The 15,971-nt window shown below is 64.4% G+C and carries 18 protein-coding genes; 9 read left to right on the top strand and 9 right to left on the bottom strand.

The annotated features are described in order from the left end of the window. Positions 1-74 precede the first annotated feature (74 nt). The 6 genes from FJ417_RS07265 to FJ417_RS07240 form a co-directional block, all read right to left on the bottom strand. The gene (locus tag FJ417_RS07265; RefSeq protein ID WP_140704554.1) at positions 75-977 is read right to left on the bottom strand and encodes a metallophosphoesterase; all 903 of its coding nucleotides are present in this window, start codon (positions 975-977) and stop codon (positions 75-77) included. Between the two features lie 133 nt (positions 978-1,110). After that, entirely contained in the window at positions 1,111-2,148 is a 1,038-nt protein-coding gene (ruvB, locus tag FJ417_RS07260; RefSeq protein WP_140782980.1) for a Holliday junction branch migration DNA helicase RuvB, read from the bottom strand. A gap of 43 nt (positions 2,149-2,191) precedes the next feature. Beyond that, a complete protein-coding gene (ruvA, locus tag FJ417_RS07255) occupies positions 2,192-2,812 on the bottom strand; it encodes a Holliday junction branch migration protein RuvA (protein ID WP_140782979.1) in 621 nt (206 codons plus the stop codon). A 10-nt stretch (positions 2,813-2,822) separates the two neighbouring features. Next, complete coding sequence (gene ruvC / locus FJ417_RS07250; RefSeq protein WP_140704551.1) at positions 2,823-3,332, bottom strand: crossover junction endodeoxyribonuclease RuvC; 510 nt, start codon at positions 3,330-3,332, stop codon at positions 2,823-2,825. 232 nt (positions 3,333-3,564) lie between these two features. Further along, positions 3,565-4,629 carry a glycosyltransferase family 2 protein gene (locus FJ417_RS07245; protein WP_140704547.1) on the bottom strand — a complete coding sequence of 355 codons (1,065 nt, stop codon included), beginning with the start codon at positions 4,627-4,629 and terminating at the stop codon, positions 3,565-3,567. Between the two features lie 311 nt (positions 4,630-4,940). After that, on the bottom strand, positions 4,941-5,471 hold the full coding sequence (locus tag FJ417_RS07240) for a DUF1465 family protein (protein ID WP_140654898.1): 531 nt from the start codon (positions 5,469-5,471) through the stop codon (positions 4,941-4,943). Between the two features lie 560 nt (positions 5,472-6,031). Between FJ417_RS07240 and FJ417_RS07235 the strand changes: the two genes are divergently transcribed. After that, a complete protein-coding gene (locus tag FJ417_RS07235; protein ID WP_140654895.1) occupies positions 6,032-6,583 on the top strand; it encodes a DUF2269 family protein in 552 nt (183 codons plus the stop codon). Between the two features lie 31 nt (positions 6,584-6,614). Here the strand turns inward: FJ417_RS07235 and FJ417_RS07230 are convergent, their stop codons facing one another. Next, positions 6,615-7,385, bottom strand: coding sequence for a sulfite exporter TauE/SafE family protein (locus tag FJ417_RS07230; RefSeq protein WP_140783019.1), 771 nt, complete (start codon positions 7,383-7,385; stop codon positions 6,615-6,617). A gap of 163 nt (positions 7,386-7,548) precedes the next feature. Between FJ417_RS07230 and FJ417_RS07225 the strand changes: the two genes are divergently transcribed. After that, positions 7,549-8,007 (top strand): GNAT family N-acetyltransferase, encoded by a 459-nt coding sequence (locus FJ417_RS07225; protein ID WP_140783018.1) that lies wholly within the window; start codon positions 7,549-7,551, stop codon positions 8,005-8,007. A 35-nt stretch (positions 8,008-8,042) separates the two neighbouring features. Here FJ417_RS07225 and FJ417_RS07220 read toward each other — a convergent pair whose 3' ends face one another. Both FJ417_RS07220 and FJ417_RS07215 read right to left on the bottom strand, forming a co-directional pair. Continuing rightward, the gene (locus FJ417_RS07220; RefSeq protein WP_140782978.1) at positions 8,043-8,441 is read right to left on the bottom strand and encodes a GFA family protein; all 399 of its coding nucleotides are present in this window, start codon (positions 8,439-8,441) and stop codon (positions 8,043-8,045) included. A gap of 146 nt (positions 8,442-8,587) precedes the next feature. After that, entirely contained in the window at positions 8,588-9,316 is a 729-nt protein-coding gene (locus FJ417_RS07215; RefSeq protein WP_140782977.1) for a class I SAM-dependent methyltransferase, read from the bottom strand. A gap of 211 nt (positions 9,317-9,527) precedes the next feature. Between FJ417_RS07215 and FJ417_RS07210 the strand changes: the two genes are divergently transcribed. The 7 genes from FJ417_RS07210 (at position 9,528) to FJ417_RS07180 (ending at position 15,878) form a co-directional block, all read left to right on the top strand. Further along, positions 9,528-10,175 (top strand): thiamine phosphate synthase, encoded by a 648-nt coding sequence (locus FJ417_RS07210; RefSeq protein WP_140782976.1) that lies wholly within the window; start codon positions 9,528-9,530, stop codon positions 10,173-10,175. A gap of 1 nt (position 10,176) precedes the next feature. After that, on the top strand, positions 10,177-11,295 hold the full coding sequence (locus FJ417_RS07205) for a tetratricopeptide repeat protein (protein WP_181183168.1): 1,119 nt from the start codon (positions 10,177-10,179) through the stop codon (positions 11,293-11,295). A 143-nt stretch (positions 11,296-11,438) separates the two neighbouring features. Beyond that, on the top strand, positions 11,439-12,005 hold the full coding sequence (efp, locus tag FJ417_RS07200; RefSeq protein ID WP_140645868.1) for an elongation factor P: 567 nt from the start codon (positions 11,439-11,441) through the stop codon (positions 12,003-12,005). 23 nt (positions 12,006-12,028) lie between these two features. Continuing rightward, complete coding sequence (locus FJ417_RS07195) at positions 12,029-12,829, top strand: inositol monophosphatase family protein (protein ID WP_140782975.1); 801 nt, start codon at positions 12,029-12,031, stop codon at positions 12,827-12,829. Between the two features lie 192 nt (positions 12,830-13,021). Continuing rightward, positions 13,022-13,714 (top strand): hemolysin III family protein, encoded by a 693-nt coding sequence (locus FJ417_RS07190; protein WP_140782974.1) that lies wholly within the window; start codon positions 13,022-13,024, stop codon positions 13,712-13,714. 111 nt (positions 13,715-13,825) lie between these two features. Beyond that, positions 13,826-14,848, top strand: coding sequence for a MotA/TolQ/ExbB proton channel family protein (locus tag FJ417_RS07185; RefSeq protein WP_140645871.1), 1,023 nt, complete (start codon positions 13,826-13,828; stop codon positions 14,846-14,848). 1 nt (position 14,849) lies between these two features. Beyond that, positions 14,850-15,878 carry a peptidoglycan -binding protein gene (locus FJ417_RS07180; RefSeq protein ID WP_140645872.1) on the top strand — a complete coding sequence of 343 codons (1,029 nt, stop codon included), beginning with the start codon at positions 14,850-14,852 and terminating at the stop codon, positions 15,876-15,878. Positions 15,879-15,971: the final 93 nt, after the last annotated feature.

The raw sequence follows: 15,971 nt of genomic DNA, 5'->3' as shown, positions 1-15,971 counted from the left end.
TGAAGCGGATTCAGGCGACGCGCTTTAAGCCTTTGTTTTCATGCATACCGCTGCACACTTTTGCGCGACATGTATTAGCCGAGATCGATCTGCAGGATCTCCGGCCGCACCCCGAAACGTATCGGCGCGATGCTGAAGCCCAGTCCGCCTGAGACAATCAGGTTGCGATCGTTCTCGACGACATGGCCGTAGGCGTAACGGTTACCGTAGGCGGAAGGCACCACCGGCGAATAGCCGAACAGCCGCACCTGCCCGCCATGCGTATGACCGGACAGCGTCAGCGAAACCCTCCAGGGCACTTTCGGAAAAATATCCGGCTCATGCGCGAGCAGGATGATGGGAGCAGTGTCGCCAACCTTGGCCAGCGTGCCGGGAAGGTCGTCGAGACCGGTGAGCCCCCTGCGGCCCTTGGCCTTGTCCGGCAACAGGGCGATCTGGTCGGCCAGGCCGGCTATCCAGAAGCCCTGGCCGTCCTTTTCCAGGCGTACGACGTCGTTCTCCAGCACCGGAATGCCGACAGCCTCCAGCGCCTTTCGCGAAATCGTCGGCCCTGCCCCGGCCGCTTGCGCCGAGCGATCATCCCACCAGTCGTGATTGCCGAGGATAGACCACACGCCGAGCGGCGCCTTGAGCCCTGCCAGCGCGGGCGCCCATTCCGACGCGTTTACCCAGCCGGTCACCAGCCGGGTCCCGGCGGGATAGTCGCCAAGCATGACGATGAGGTCCGGCTGCAACGCATTGGCTTCCTCAGCAAGTGCTGCGATCCGTTCCGGCGTCATCCAGGGCCGGCAGGCATGGATGTCGGCAAGCGCCACGACGCGCAACTTGAGTCCGGCCGGCCAGTGCGGCGGCGTCAGCGTGTAGCGCTTCACATGGGTCAGCAGCATCGGCTCGATGCCGACGGCATAAGCGCCAAGCGACACCAGGCTGAAGGCCGAGCCGCCGACAAGGCGCAGGAAACCACGTCTGGTGATCATGGATCGGCCCAAGCCCCTTGGGATTCTATCAGGAAGCTGCCTTAAAGGGGGCAATTACGCCCTCAGCTAGGCCGAGGCGAGCAGATTCTGCGCAAACGGGCCGTTACGCGGCCAAACGGCGAACAAATATGCGTTACTCTTCCTGGAACAGGCTGATCTGCTGCTGGGCGATATCCTTGGGCGGGTCGAGCCCGAGATGGCGCCAGGCATTGGCAGTCAGAACGCGGCCGCGCGGCGTGCGCTGGATGAAGCCCTGCTGGATCAGATAGGGCTCGATGATGTCCTCGATCGCGTCTCGCGGCTCGGAGAGCCCGGCCGCGATCGTCTCGATGCCGACCGGTCCGCCGCCGAAATTGCGCGCGATCATCGACAGATAGCGGCGGTCGAGCGCGTCGAGGCCAAGCGCGTCGACCTCCAGCCTTGTCAGCGCCTCGTCGGCGATCTTCCTGTCGACATGGCCGTCCCCCGCGACGCTGGCGAAATCGCGCACCCGGCGCAGCAGCCGGCCGGCGATGCGCGGCGTGCCGCGCGCGCGGCGCGCGATCTCCAGCGCGCCATCGTCACCAAGCGGCATCGACAGGATGCGGGCGCCGCGCCGCACGATCTGCTCCAGCTCCTCGACCGTATAGAAATTGAGCCGGACGGGAATGCCGAAGCGATCGCGCAGCGGATTGGTCAGGAGCCCAAGCCGGGTCGTCGCCGCGACCAGCGTGAAACGGGCAAGGTCGATCTTGACCGAGCGCGCCGCCGGCCCCTCGCCGATGATCAGGTCGAGCTGGAAATCCTCCATCGCCGGATAGAGGATTTCCTCGACCGCCGGATTGAGCCGATGGATCTCGTCGATGAAGAGCACGTCGCGCTCCTCCAGATTGGTGAGCAGCGCCGCCAGATCGCCCGCCTTGGCGATAACCGGACCCGAGGTCGAGCGGAAATTGACGCCGAGCTCGCGCGCCATGATCTGCGCCAGCGTCGTCTTGCCGAGCCCCGGCGGACCGACGAACAGCACATGGTCGAGCGCCTCGCCGCGGCCCTTGGCGGCATCGACGAAGACCTTGAGATTGGCGCGCACCGCCGCCTGGCCGACGAACTCGTCGAGCGACTGCGGCCGCAAGGTCTGGTCGGCATCCTCACCGCGCTTGTCGGGGGCAATGAGGCGGGGCGAAAGGCTCATGCCGCCTTCCTTGCATAGGACCGACAACGGAACAAGCGCCGCCTCACCGCGCCAGTTCCTTAAGGCCGAAGCGGATCAGCTTGGACGCATCCGCGCCCTCGCCGGCCGATTTCAGCGCTGCCGCAACCGCGTTCGCCGCGATGTCGCGCGAATAGCCGAGATTGACCAGCGCCGAGACCGCATCCGTAATCGGTGCCGCCGCGACGCCTTCGCCGAGTTCCTGCTTGAAGCCGATCGTGCCGCTGGCCGCGCCCGCATAGGCAGGCGCCTTGGTGCGCAATTCGGTGACGATGCGCTCCGCCACCTTCTTGCCGACGCCTGGCGCTCTGGAGACCATGGCGATGTCGCGCAGCGCGATCGCATTGGCGAGGTCGGCCGGCGCCAGCGTCGACAGGATGGCCAGCGCCACCTTGGCACCGACGCCCTGCACATTGTTCATCAAAAGTCGGAACCACTCGCGCTCCAGCGCCGACTGAAAGCCGTAGAGCCGGATCATGTCCTCGCGCACATAGGTCTCGATGAACAGCACCACCGCCTCGCCGGGCGACGGCAGCGACGCCAGCGTGCGCGCCGAGCAATGCGCGACATAGCCGACGCCATGCACGTCGACGAGGCAGGAGTCCTCGTCGATCTCGTCCAGCGTGCCCTTGAGCTTGCCGATCATGATTGTCCCCTCACGCCAGCGCTGCCATCCGGTAGGCGACGCTTTGGCGGTGATGCGCATGGCAGATGGCGATGGCCAAAGCGTCGGCAGCATCGTCGGTGTCGAAGATCGCCTTCGGCATCAGCACCTTGACCATCATATGGATTTGCTTCTTCTCGCCGTGGCCGACGCCGATAACCGCCTTCTTGACGGCATTGGGGGCATATTCGGCGACCACCAGTCCGGCACGCGCCGGCACCAGCATGGCAATACCGCGCGCCTGGCCGAGCTTCAGCGTCGCCGTGGCGTCCTTATTGACGAACGTCTGCTCGACCGCTGCCTCATGCGGCATGGCTTGGTGCAGCACCTCGGCCAAACCGTCATGCAGCTGGCAGAGTCTTGTCGCCAACGACTCCTTTTCGTCGGACCTCACCGTGCCGGACGCGACGAAGCGCAGCGAATTGCCCACGCTGTCGATAATACCCCAACCGGTGCGCCTCAGCCCCGGATCGATGCCGATGATGCGAATCGCTTCCCCCATGCGCCAAGTCTAGCCGTGGCGGCAAGCGATGCCAGCGAAATGTGAACAAACCAGAAACAATCGCGATCTTAAGAACGCATTCGAAATCCCATCAGCTGGCGTTCACGGGCTGGCAGGTCCGAAATCCCGGACCTAATGCGTGTCGCGCAAAAGTGTGCAGCGGTTTTGCGACATGCATGGAAACAAAGCCTTTTAAAGCGCGTCGCCTGAATCCGCTTCAGCGCTACGCACTTTAGTTCGTCACGCGACGGATGGTTTTCGACAGCCGCGTGAGAAATGCCGGTCTCGACGACGCGACCAGCTTCCATGCCAGGACTGCATTTCCCATGCGCCGCGGCAGGAGCCCGATGCAGAGGAACCAGGCTGCCAGCGCAGCCCGCCGCCGCCAGGATGCGTTCATTTCCAGACTGGCGGCGGCGCCCGCTTTTGCCAGTCCCAGCCGGGAGTCGGTCGTGACCGGATGCCGGGGCTCGTCGACGCAAAGCGAGGCCAGTCGCTCTTCCAGATGAACCGGATCGCGAAGGCCGGCATCCGGCGGTACGGTCAGACCGATCTCGGCCGCCCGGTCGGACAAGGCTTCAAGGCGCCGGAAGTCATGCGCCACGCGCCAGCGCGCCCGCTCGGCAAGCTTTTCGGCAAAGACCGAATGGTTGGAGCCGTGGATGCGGTAGGCGCCAAGGCAGGTGTCGATGGATTTCACCTCCCCGTGCAGCGGCGCGAGCGTTGCGAGATAGCCATCGGCGCCTTGCCGGAAATCGCTTTCGGGCATGGGCATTATCGGGTCCAGCGCCTCACGGTCGAACGCCAGCCCGCTCGTCACCGTCGTACGGTAGCGCCCCTTGCGCAACAATTCCGGGACGACGTCGCCCGAGTCGAATGGCTGTTCCGGGGGTGGAAAGACATCCTTGATATGTTGGTCCTCATCGACGAGATGCAGTCTGAATTGCGCCTGGGCGACATCCGCGTCCCACTCGTCCAGGACCTCGGAGACGGCGTTCGGATAGAGATAATCGTCGGCGTCGAGGAAAAGAACGATCTCCCCGGTGCTCGCCTCGAACCCCGTATTGAACGCAGCGGCATGTCCGCCATTCCTGCGCCTGAGGCACGAGCGGATCTTGTCGCCGTAGGATTCGATGACGGCTACCGACGCGTCCGTCGATGCGTCGTCGACGACCACGACCTCGACATTTCGGTGGTCCTGTTCCAACGCGCTGTCGATGGCGCGTCCAAGAAACTGTTCGTAGTTATAATTGGGGATGATGATCGATACCGGGATGCGGTCCAATGGCGAATGCACGGGATCAAGCCTCGCAATCTGCTTTGGTCACAGTGACGGTGATTTTCTTGCAAAACCGGCTCAGGTCGACCCGGCTGCGGCGAACGGCTCCAACTAGGAGCCCATCGCTTCAAGACAAGGGCAATATTTCTCGCGAAGGCCGGCATGGCCTTCGATGCAACGACGGTTACCCGCGGTATCGAAGAGCAGTCGGGGTCGCAGGCGCTCGACTTGCGGCCACGATCGCGGCTCGCCAGATCGCGCCTCGATTGAACGATGTGGGTTCCCGCTTCCCGCGCGCCGCTATCGCGGCGTTTGTTGCAAACGCGGTTTCAGCCGCGCGCGAAAGCCGTATTCAAGAGACTGATCTGGTCGGAAACCGGGTTGGCCCGCCGGCTGGGGGCGTGCGTCTCGTTGATGACGCCGCCATAGATTTCCTCGTCCATGCGCCGCACCAGCGCCTGAAGGCGCAGCGAGCGCGTCACGAGGTCCAGAAAATCCTTGGGCAGCTCTTTCCAGCCGAGCGCCTCGTCATGCGCGGAGGCGGTGTCGAGTCGCACCTTGGATTTCTCCGAGGCCACCTGGTCGCGCGTCATCTCGCCGGAATTCGCCGCCCGCTGCAAAAGCAGCCAGGAGGCGACCTGCATGAGCCTTGTGGTCAGCCGCATCGACTCGGCCGCATAGAGTGTCGCCGCCGTGCGCGACAATTTCTTGGCTTCGAGCCTGCCCTTGCCATCGAGATATTCGGCGGCCTGCTCGACCAGCCCCATGCCTTCCTGGTAGAGCGGCTTGAAGGATTGGGAGAAAACCCGGCGCTCCGCCAATTTGATGGTCTTCGCGCTGCCCTTCGAAGGCTCGTTCATCGATACGCCCCTGCACTGCCGTCGGCCGATTCGGCAATCCTTGCCGACGCGGCCCGCACCCTAAATGACTGAGGCTTGAAAATGCGCTTCGATGCCCATGAAGGCAAGCGCATGTTTAACAAACGGTTAACGCCGGCCTCGTTCCAGCCATCCGCAAGCGGATGGCACCCGGCTTGCCGCCCGCGGACAAAAAAAGAGCCGCGGATAAGGCGGCTCTCAGGAGTTTAACAGGGAGGCGTCAAACAAAGTGGCTCCAACCACTCGGTAAGAATCCAGCAAAACTGGATGCGCATAGTAAACGCCCGTAAAGCTTAATGAACCCTTAACGCGGCGACGATTTTTTAAGCGACCGCGCTTTTCTGTGCCGGAACAGGACAGCCGGCCTCGCCGCCCGGGATCGCCCGAAACCGGATTTCGGATGCTGTCATCGCGGCCTTCGAAACATGTTGGCTGCCGCCGCGACATCGTTCCGAAACACGCGCCACGCAAAAGCCCGCTCCTCTGAGGCGGCGCGCAAATCCGCGCCGCTCAAAATCATGCGGGATATCCGGGAGCAGATCATGGATTGGTATTCGATCGTCAAATTCCTTCACATCGTTTCGGCCGTTTTGTGGGTCGGCGGCGGCTTCGTGCTGTTCCTGCTCGGCGTGCTGGCCGAGCGTGCCGGCAACATCGAGGACAAGCTGCAGGCTATGCGCGCCAGCGGGCAGCTCGGCGGCAAGTTCTTCGCGCCGATGTCGATGCTGACGCTGGTCTTTGGCCTCATCATGTGCGGCTTCTGGGTCGGCTTTACCGACCTGTGGATCGCCATCGGCCTCGTCGGCTATGCCACGACCTTCTCGATCGGCATGCTCGTCTTCAAGCCGACAGGCGAGCGCATGGGTGTCATGATCGCCGAGCAGGGCGTGACGCCGGCCGTTCTTGCCATCGGCCAGCGCATGATGAACTGGGCGCGCCTCGATTATGCGGTGATGCTGGTGATCATCGCCGACATGGTGCTGAAGCCCACTTTGCACGACATCGGCATTCTTGCCGGCATGGTCATGGTGGTTGCGCTGGGCGCCGCGCTCGCCTTCGGCGGTAGCCGCCAGATGGTGCCGAGCGCCGCCTGAATGCTCGTGGTGAGGTGGACTGATAGCCACCTCACCACAAGCCGGCGATACCATCCCACAGCAACTTGACGGCGACCACCGCGACGGTGGCGTAGGTGAACGGGTAGAAGATCTCCGGCCGCATGCGGCGCACCAACCACGCCCCGGCGACGGTGGAAAGCGGCGCCAGCGGCATCAGCACCGCCGACGCTGTGAGGTTGGTGGTGTCGAACTGGCCGAGCGCGAAATAGGGGATGAGCTTCAGCGCGTTGGTGGCGGCAAAGAAGATCGCCGCCGTGCCCGACAGCACTTTCGGATCGAGCCGGATCGGCAGCGCATAGACCTGGAAGGGCGGGCCGCCGACATGGGCGACGAAGCTGGTGAAACCGGCGACCGTGCCCCAGAAGGCGGCGGCAATGCGGTTCGGTTCCGCCGCATGGTCGGCACCATGGCGGAACTGCAGGTAGATCCAGCGCAGCACGAACACCAGCGCGACCGCGCCGACGATCAGCCGCACCATCTCCTGTGTGACCAAAGCCGCTGTCAGCCAGCCGAGCCCGATGCCGATGACGGCGCCAGGCATCATGTCGACCAGCATCTTGCGGTCGTAGACGCCCCACCAGGTCCACACGGAAACCACATCCATCAGGCACAGGATCGGCAGCAGGATGGCGGCCGCCTGAACCGGCGGGATGGTCAGCGCCATCAACGGCACGCCGACGAAACCGACGGCGCCGCCGAAGCCGCCTTTCGACAGGCCGACAAGGATCACCGCCGGAATGGCGGCGGCATAGAACCACGGGTCGCTGAGCAGGCCTGACATCGGCAAGGGAAGGTTGGAGAAGGCGGGAATTCAGCCATAGCGCAGAACAGCGCCGCCCGGATAGTCATTAATGCCGGCATCCGCTATTGCCGGCCTGATATCGACGACCTGCCGCACGGCCAAGGTTCGTCGTTCGGCCGGCTCGCTGTCTCGAGGTATGGAAATGAGCGCCATCAGCATTCGCAAGGCGCGCGAAGCGGACATTGCTGCGATCGTCGCGATGCTTGCCGACGACGCGCTCGGTCAGGCCCGCGAAGACGCCGGCCTGCCGCTGTCGCGGGCCTATCTGGACGCCTTCGCGGCGATAGACGGCGATCCGAACCAGGTCCTCGCGGTGATGACCGACGGCGACGACGTCATCGGCACGCTGCAGATCACCTTTATCGCCGGGCTGTCGCTGCGCGGTGCCCGGCGCGGCCTGATCGAGGCGGTGCGCGTCGCGGCGGAGCGGCGCGGCGAGGGCTTGGGACAGCGCCTCTTCGAATGGGCGATCGACAAATGCCGCGAGCGCGGCTGCCGCGTCGTCCAGCTGACGACCAACAAGAGCCGGATCGAGGCGCATCGCTTCTATGAGCGCCTTGGCTTCAAGGCCAGCCATATCGGCTACAAGCTGGAGCTTTAGCGCGGCTCAGCGTTTCACGGAAGCGCCGGCCCCCTCTAGCCTTTCGTATAGTCAGGCCCAAAACGCGTCGGCAGGCCGTCGGCGAGTTTCAACCAAGGGAGCTTTTTCTCGAAAGCGACATGTAGCGTAGGCACAAATTTTTCCGGCTCCGCCATCGCCGCCGCAAAGAAATGCATGACACCAGACATGTTCTTTGAGCGGAAGGAAAGCGGCGAGCCACAGTGATCGCAAAATGTTCTTTCCACGCCGGGAGAAGAGTTGAATACCTTCGGTGGCTTGCCCAGCCATCGCCATTGGCCGTCCAGGACGCCAATATAGGCGGTCATCGGCGCAGAACATTGCCGCCGACAACTTTCACAATGACAAACCACGCAGGCCTGTGCCGAGCCATCGACTTCAAAGGCAACAGCGCCACATAAGCAATGGCCACGCATGCGAAACCTCCTTGAGGCAGCGAGCACAGCTTAGTGCCGGGGGCGTGCGGGAGTCGCCAAGGAATGCGCCGAACTTGCGCCGGATCCCGACATTCGGCGCTGGCGAATGTGGCCGGGTGCGCGAGGTTAGCTTCAAGCTGAGTTCATCACCGCCGCGCCTGGACCAGCAGGAACATCGGCCGCTCGAGTTCCTCGGCCAGTTCCGGCCGGGCGGCGATCTGCGCGTCCGACGGGCAAAATTCCTCGACATGCCCGATGCTGAATCCGGCCTGGATCAGCAAATTGAGCGTCGTGCCGATGGTGCGGTGGTGTTTGACCACGCCCTTGGTGAACCAGTCTGTGGCACGCGGTCCCTCGACCAGATACCGGTCGACCGGCCATGTCTTCCTGCCCGCGGCATCGACGGACCAGCCCGGGTTGGTCGGCGCCATGTAGATCGGATGTTCCGTCGAGAAGACGAAGGTTCCGCCGGGAACCAGGGCCTGGTGGACGGTCGCGAACAAGCCTGCGGCATCGCCGACATAATGCAAGGCAAGCGAGCTGTAGGCGAGGTCGAAACGGGCCTTTGGCAGACTGAGCTCGTCGAGGTCGGCGCGCCGATAGGTGACGGCATCGTCGGAGCCGGCGGCGCGTGCCCGCGCAAGCATCTTTTCCGACAGGTCGAGGCCGAGGACTTCGCTCGCGCCATGCGAGCGCGCCCAGCGGCAGAACCAGCCGAACCCGCAACCGAGATCGACGATGCTCAGCCCATGGACGTCGGGCAACATGGCGCGCAGCGCCGGCCATTCGGGCGCGCCGTCCAGGCCCTCGACCGAGCGGCCGAGACGGCTATAGCCGTCGAAGAAATCCGGACGGTCGTAGATGTTTTGCGCCATGTGCCTTTCCTGCTTTTTGCCTGTATATCTAGCGGACCTCCCCTCGGCTTCCAACGCCATCCTCGGAACCCGAATGGGCGACGCAAGCCACAGCCGTGGTTAAGCATTTTGGCCCTGGCGCCGCGCGGCTGCTGTTCAAGCCGCCCCCTTTGCTCTATGCCGCAATGCAACCATCTTCGCCCGGCATAGGCGAAACCGGGATCGAAGGCCAATGAACGATTTAACTCCGCCCAACCGCTGCCGCATCGTGCTGATCGCGCCGCCGCTCGTGCCTGCCGAGCAGATCTGCGCGGCGTTCGAGGGGGGTGACGTCGCCTCGCTGATCCTGCCCGACAACGGCATGGACGACGCCTCCTTCCAGGCCTTCGCCGAAAGGATAGTGCCGATCGCTCAAAGTGCCGGCGTCGCCGTCATCATCGCCGGCGACAGCCGCATCGCCGGGCGCGTCCAGGCCGACGCCATCCATGTCGAAGTGAAGTCGGCGGAACTGGCCGAGACGATCGAGCGCCTGGCCGGCAAGATGATGGTCGGCGTCGGCGGCGCCAAGACGCGCGACGAGGCGCTGGAGCTCGGCGAGGAGCGGCCCGACTATATGTTCTTCGGCCGTTTCGGCTATGACAACAAGCCGGAGCCGCACCACCGCAACCTCACCCTCGGCAAATGGTGGGCGGAGATGATTTCGATCCCCTGCATCGTCATGGCCGGCTCCGAGCTTGCTTCCGTCGAGACGGTGGCCGCGACCGGCGCCGAGTTCGTGGCGCTGTCCAGCGCCGTCTTTGCCGACGGGCGTGACCCGCGGGCGGCGATCGCCGCCGCCAACGCCCTGCTCGATGAAACCGCGCCGCGTTTCGAGGACTGACATGCGCCTGCGTGTCCTTTCTCTGGTTGTCCTGGCCGCCTTGTTTGCGCAGGCCGCGATAGCGACAGAGACCGTCCCGCTGCCACAGCAGCGGCCGGATGCCGGCACTCCGGACTCCGGCACACCGAATACGGTCACGCCGAACGCGGCAACGCCGGATGCCGGCGAGCCGAATGCGAGCAGGTTCGGCACCGCCACGCACATCGACAAGCCGATCCAAAACACCTTGCCGCAACCGGCCACCATGACGCCGCCATCGGCCGACGCCGTCAATCCCGACCGCTTCGGCGCCAAGCAGCCGGATGCCGCCTACGGCGCCTTCCAGCGCGGGCTGTACAAGACCGCCTACAACCTCGCCATGGACCGGGCCAAGAACGGCGATCCGGCGGCCGAGACGCTGGTGGCCGAAATCCTGTCGCGCGGACTGGGCGTGCCGCTCAATCCGGCCGAGGCCGGCAAATGGTATGCGCTGGCCGCCGAACAGGGCGTGTCGGAGGCACAGTTCCAATATGCGCTGATGCTGCTCGACGGCCGTTATGTGAAGAAGGACGAAAAGGGCGCCTTCGCGCTGATGCAGGCCTCGGCCGAGGCCGGCAACCGGCTTGCGCAGTTCAATTTCGCCCAGTTGCTCGTCCAGCAGGATCCGGGCGATGACGGCCTGGTGAAGGCCGCCGTCTACTACGAGCGCGCCGCCGCCACCGGCCTTGCCGATGCGCAATATGCGATGGCGCAGCTCTACGCCAACGGCGTCGGCGGCAAGCCGCATGACGACGCCCAGGCGCGTCGTCTGCTGGCGCAAGCCGCGAGGCAGAACTACGACACCGCGCAGATCGACCTCGCCGCCTGGATGATTGAGGGACGCGGCGGCGGGCGCGACCTGAAATCGGGCTTTGCCTGGATGAAGCGGGCGGCGGAGGGCGGCAATGTCGCCGCCCAGAACCGCCTCGCCAAGCTCTATATGGGCGGCATCGGCACCGATCCGGACCTGATCCTTGCCGGCGCCTGGTACATCGTCGCCCGCCGCGCCGGCCTGGTCGACCCGCGGATGGACGATTTCCTGCAGGGCCTCGACGACGACCAGACCAAGCAGGCGCTGCAAAAGGCAAATCGCCTGCGTTGACGCATGGTGCCACGGACGCAATGTCCGGGCTCGGTTGGGTCCCCTCCCTTGCCTCCCTCCCTTGCTACTGCGTGCAATTTGTGGTCTTGGAGGCGCCAAAGCGCGACCCGCGCCAGAAAAATCTCATTCCGGATCAGTTCATCATGGCCAAGATCAGTGGCAACGAAATCCGTCCCGGCTATGTCATCGAGCACGATGGCGGGCTGTGGGTGGCGGTCAAGACCAACACCGTCAAGCCTGGCAAGGGCGGCGCCTACAATCAGGTCGAGCTGAAGAACCTGATCAACGGCACCAAGCTCAACGAGCGCTTCCGCTCGGCCGAGACCGTCGAGCAGATCCGACTCGATCTGAAGGATTTTTCGTTCCTCTACGAGCAGGGCGACGCCCTGGTCTTCATGGATACCGAAAGCTACGAGCAGCTCGAACTGGCCAAGGACTTCGTTGGCGAGCGCGCCGCCTTCCTGCAGGACGGCATGATGGTGACGGTGCAGCTTTACGAGGAGCGGCCGATCGGCATTTCGCTGCCCGACCAGGTGACGCTGACCATCACCGAGGCCGACCCGGTGGTTAGGGGCCAGACGGCCGCCTCCTCCTACAAGCCGGCGGTGCTGGAGAACGGCATCCGCGTGCTGGTGCCGCCCTTCATCTCGGCCGGCGAGCGCATCATCGTCGACACCAACGAAATCACCTACATGCGCCGCGCGGATTAACGGCAAAAAAGCAGGAAGAAAAAATGGCGCGTTCCGCTCTCCTCAACGTCATGGTCCAGGCCGCGATGAAGGCCGGCCGCTCGCTGTCGCGCGACTTCGGCGAGGTGCAGAACCTGCAGGTCTCGATGAAAGGCCCGGGCGACTATGTCAGCCAGGCCGACCGCAAGGCCGAAGAGATCGTCTTCACCGAGCTTTCCAAGGCGCGGCCGGGCTATGCGTTCCTGATGGAGGAACGCGGCGCGGTCGAAGGCGAGGACGCCCAGCACCGCTGGATCGTCGACCCGCTCGACGGCACCACCAACTTCCTGCACGGCATTCCGGTCTTCTCGGTGTCGATCGCGCTCGAGCGCCAGGGCCAGATCGTCGCCGGCGTCGTCTACAATCCGGCGATGGACGAACTCTACACGGCCGAGCGCGGCGGCGGCGCCTTCATGAACGACCGTCGGCTGCGCGTTGCCGGGCGCTCCAAGCTGACCGACGCGGTGATCGGCTGCGGCGTGCCGCATCTCGGCCGTGGCCAGCACGGCAATTTCCTGATCGAGCTGCGCAACGTCATGGCCGAAGTCTCCGGCGTACGCCGCCTTGGCTCCGCCGCGCTCGATCTCGCCTATGTCGCGGCCGGCCGCATGGACGGCTTCTGGGAAACCGGCCTGTCGTCCTGGGACATCGCCGCGGGCATCCTTCTGGTGCGCGAAGCCGGCGGCTTCGTCTCCGATATGGATGGCGGACAGGACATGCTGGACAGCGGCGAGGTCGTCGCCGGCAATGAGGTCATCCAGCGCGCGCTTCTCAAGACCGTGAAGAAGCCGCTGTCGTCGCGCTGAGAGGCGGCGCACGCGAAGCGCCCTTACTGCGAAAGTCGGAATCGATTTTCGGGAAGGATCGTGTGCAAATCAAAGTGCTGCCGTGTCCTTTGCGCGTCGAAAGGACGCGCCGCTCCGCAGTCGCAAAACCGCAACCGAAACTTGAAATACTGGTCCGCGACTGCCCAGATCAAGGGACAGCAGGACCATTTTATGAACGATGTGCGGCCAGATACCCAGCTTGACATCCCCTTTGTGGGGCGCTGGCATTATTCGCGCGCCGAGATAATCGCCGACGGCATCGTGCATGCAGTGGGCATCGTGCTGGCGATCGCTGCCGGCTCGACTTTCCTGGCGCTTGCCGCTTTTCATTCCGGTCCAGGCGAATACACCGCAGCCGTCTTTTACGTGGTGTCGCTGCTCACCGTGCTGTCGGTTTCGCTCACTTACAATCTGTGGCCGGTCTCGTGGCCGGCGAAATGGATCCTGCGCCGCTTCGATCACGCGGCGATCTATCTCCTGATCGCCGCCACCTACACGCCCTTCCTCGCCCAACTCCACAACACGCCGCTGGCGCTGCCCATGATCGTCGTCGTGTGGAGCGCGGCAGCGGCCGGCATCGCCATCAAGATGTTCCTGCCCGGGCGCTACGACCGGCTGGCCATCGTCTTCTATCTCGCCATCGGCTGGAGCGGCGTGGTACTCGCCGGGCCGTTGGTCGAGACGCTGCCGACGACCTCGGTCGCGCTGCTCGTAGCCGGCGGCATCGTCTATTCCTGCGGCGTCGTCTTCTTCGCCTGGAAGGGCCTGCGCTTCCACAATGCCGTCTGGCACGGCTTCGTCGTCACCGGCGCCGGCCTGCATTTGGCCGCCATGGTCGACTGCTTGGTGGTCAACCGGTTCTAGGCCTGTGGCGCCGGCCTATCGGGCCATATTGCCAAGCGCCATTCAATTTGGTCACAATTCCGTTTAGAGTCGCGGCAATTCTGCGGCGGTGGCATCGGAAACGGGGCACGGATGGCTTTTCTCAGATCCTTCGGCAGGCGATCGGACGTCCTGGTCTATGATCCGCACAAGCTGTCGAGCCCGCAGGTCTTCCTGCTCACCATGGTGATCTTCCTGATCATCGTCGCTTTCATCGCCGCCATCCTCACCCGCCAGATCTCGACCGCCTTCTCCTCTAATCCGGGCCTCAACGGACTGATCGTCGGCGTGCTTGTGGTGGGCATCCTGCTCGCTTTTGCCCAGGTCGGGCGGCTGTTCCGCGAGGTGCGCTGGGTCAATTCCTTCCGCGCCGGCTCCGAAACCACCGAGCCGGTGCTGTTGGCGCCGATGAAGGCGATGATCGGCCGCTCGTCGACGATCGCGTTTTCGACCTCCTCGATGCGCACGATGCTGGATTCCATCGCCACCCGCCTCGACGAGAGCCGCGACACCTCGCGCTATCTGGTCGGCCTGCTTGTGTTCCTCGGCCTGCTCGGCACCTTCTGGGGCCTGCTCAACACCATCGCCTCGATCCGCGAGACGATCGAGGCGCTGGACCCGGGCACCGGCGATGCCGCCGCCGTGCTCGACGCGCTCAAGCAGGGCCTGTCGGCGCCGCTCGCCGGCATGGGCACCGCGTTCTCGTCCTCGCTGTTCGGCCTTTCCGGCTCGCTTGTGCTCGGCTTCCTCGACCTGCAGGCCGGCCGCGCCCAGACCCGCTTCTACACCGAGCTCGAAAACTGGCTATCTTCGGTCACCGATCTGTCATCGGACATCGTCGTGTCCGAGACGTCGAAAACAGCCGAATCCTCCGAGGACATCCGCCTGCTGTCGGAGCGGCTGCGCAGCCTGCAGGAGAATGGCGGCGGCTCCAATCCGCGCGTCGCCACCGCCATGGCCAATCTTGCCGACGGCATCTCGGGGCTGGTGAAGAACATGCGCTCCGAGCAGCAGATCATGCGCGACTGGGTCGAAGCCCAGTCCGACGAGCAGAAGGCCATGCGCAACACGCTGGAAAAAATCGCCGACGCGCTGAAGAAGCAAGGGGTCCACTGACGTGGCGCTGGCAAGACGGCGCGCCGACCGCCGCATCGACTACTGGCCGGGCTTCGTCGATGCCTTGTCGACGCTGCTCTTGGCGATCATGTTCCTGCTCACCGTCTTCGTGCTGGCGCAGTTCCTGCTCAGCCGCGAGATCTCCGGCAAGGACACGGTGCTCAACCGCCTCAACTCGCAAATCAACGAGCTGACCCAGCTGCTCGCGCTGGAACGCACGAACAGCCAGGACAAGGAGGATTCGCTCGCCAACCTGCAGGCATCGCTGTCGGCGGCGCAGGCTGAAAAGAGCCGCCTCGAGCAATTGCTGGCGCAGGGCGCCGGCGCCGGCGACGCGGCCAGCAAGCGCGCCGACCAGCTGTCCGGCGAACTCGGCAACCAGCGCCAGATCAGCCAGCAGGCGCTGAGCCAGGTCGAGATCCTCAACCAGCAGATCGCCGCTCTTCGCAAGCAGATCGGCGCGCTGGAAGACGCGCTCAACGTCTCCGAGCAGCGCGACCGCGTCTCCAACACCAAGATCGCCGATCTGGGCCGCCGCCTGAACGTCGCGCTGGCGCAGCGCGTCCAGGAACTCAACCGCTACCGTTCCGATTTCTTCGGCCGGCTGCGCGAGATCCTCGCCGACCGCGAGAACATCCGCATTGTCGGCGACCGCTTCGTCTTCCAGTCGGAGGTGCTGTTTCCGACCGGCTCCGACGTGATCAACGACGCCGGCAAGGTCGAGATGAAGAAGCTCGCCGACGCCATCATCGAATTGCAGAAGGAAATCCCGCCCGAGATCAGCTGGGTGCTGCGCGTCGACGGCCACACCGACAACCAGCCGCTCTCCGGCACCGGCCGCTACCGCGACAACTGGGAATTGTCGACCGCGCGCGCGACGTCCGTCGTGAAGTTCCTGATCGAGAACGGCGTGCCGGCCAACCGGCTGGTGGCCGCCGGCTTCGGCGAATTCCAGCCGCTCGACCCGGCCGACACCGACGAGGCGCGCAGCAAGAACCGCCGCATTGAACTGAAGCTCACCGAACGGTGATTTGAAGCATGTCTCCCGAAAGCGGGAACCGGTTTCGGGACAAAGACATGCGTAGAATCAAAACCCTAAAGCGTACGGAGCGGATCTGAAAGA

Source organism: Mesorhizobium sp. B3-1-7 (assembly GCF_006439385.1).
Taxonomy (GTDB): Bacteria; Pseudomonadota; Alphaproteobacteria; order Rhizobiales; family Rhizobiaceae; genus Mesorhizobium.
The sequence above is the reverse complement of the archived record's forward strand: the minus strand, read 5'-3'. Positions and strand labels throughout refer to the sequence as shown.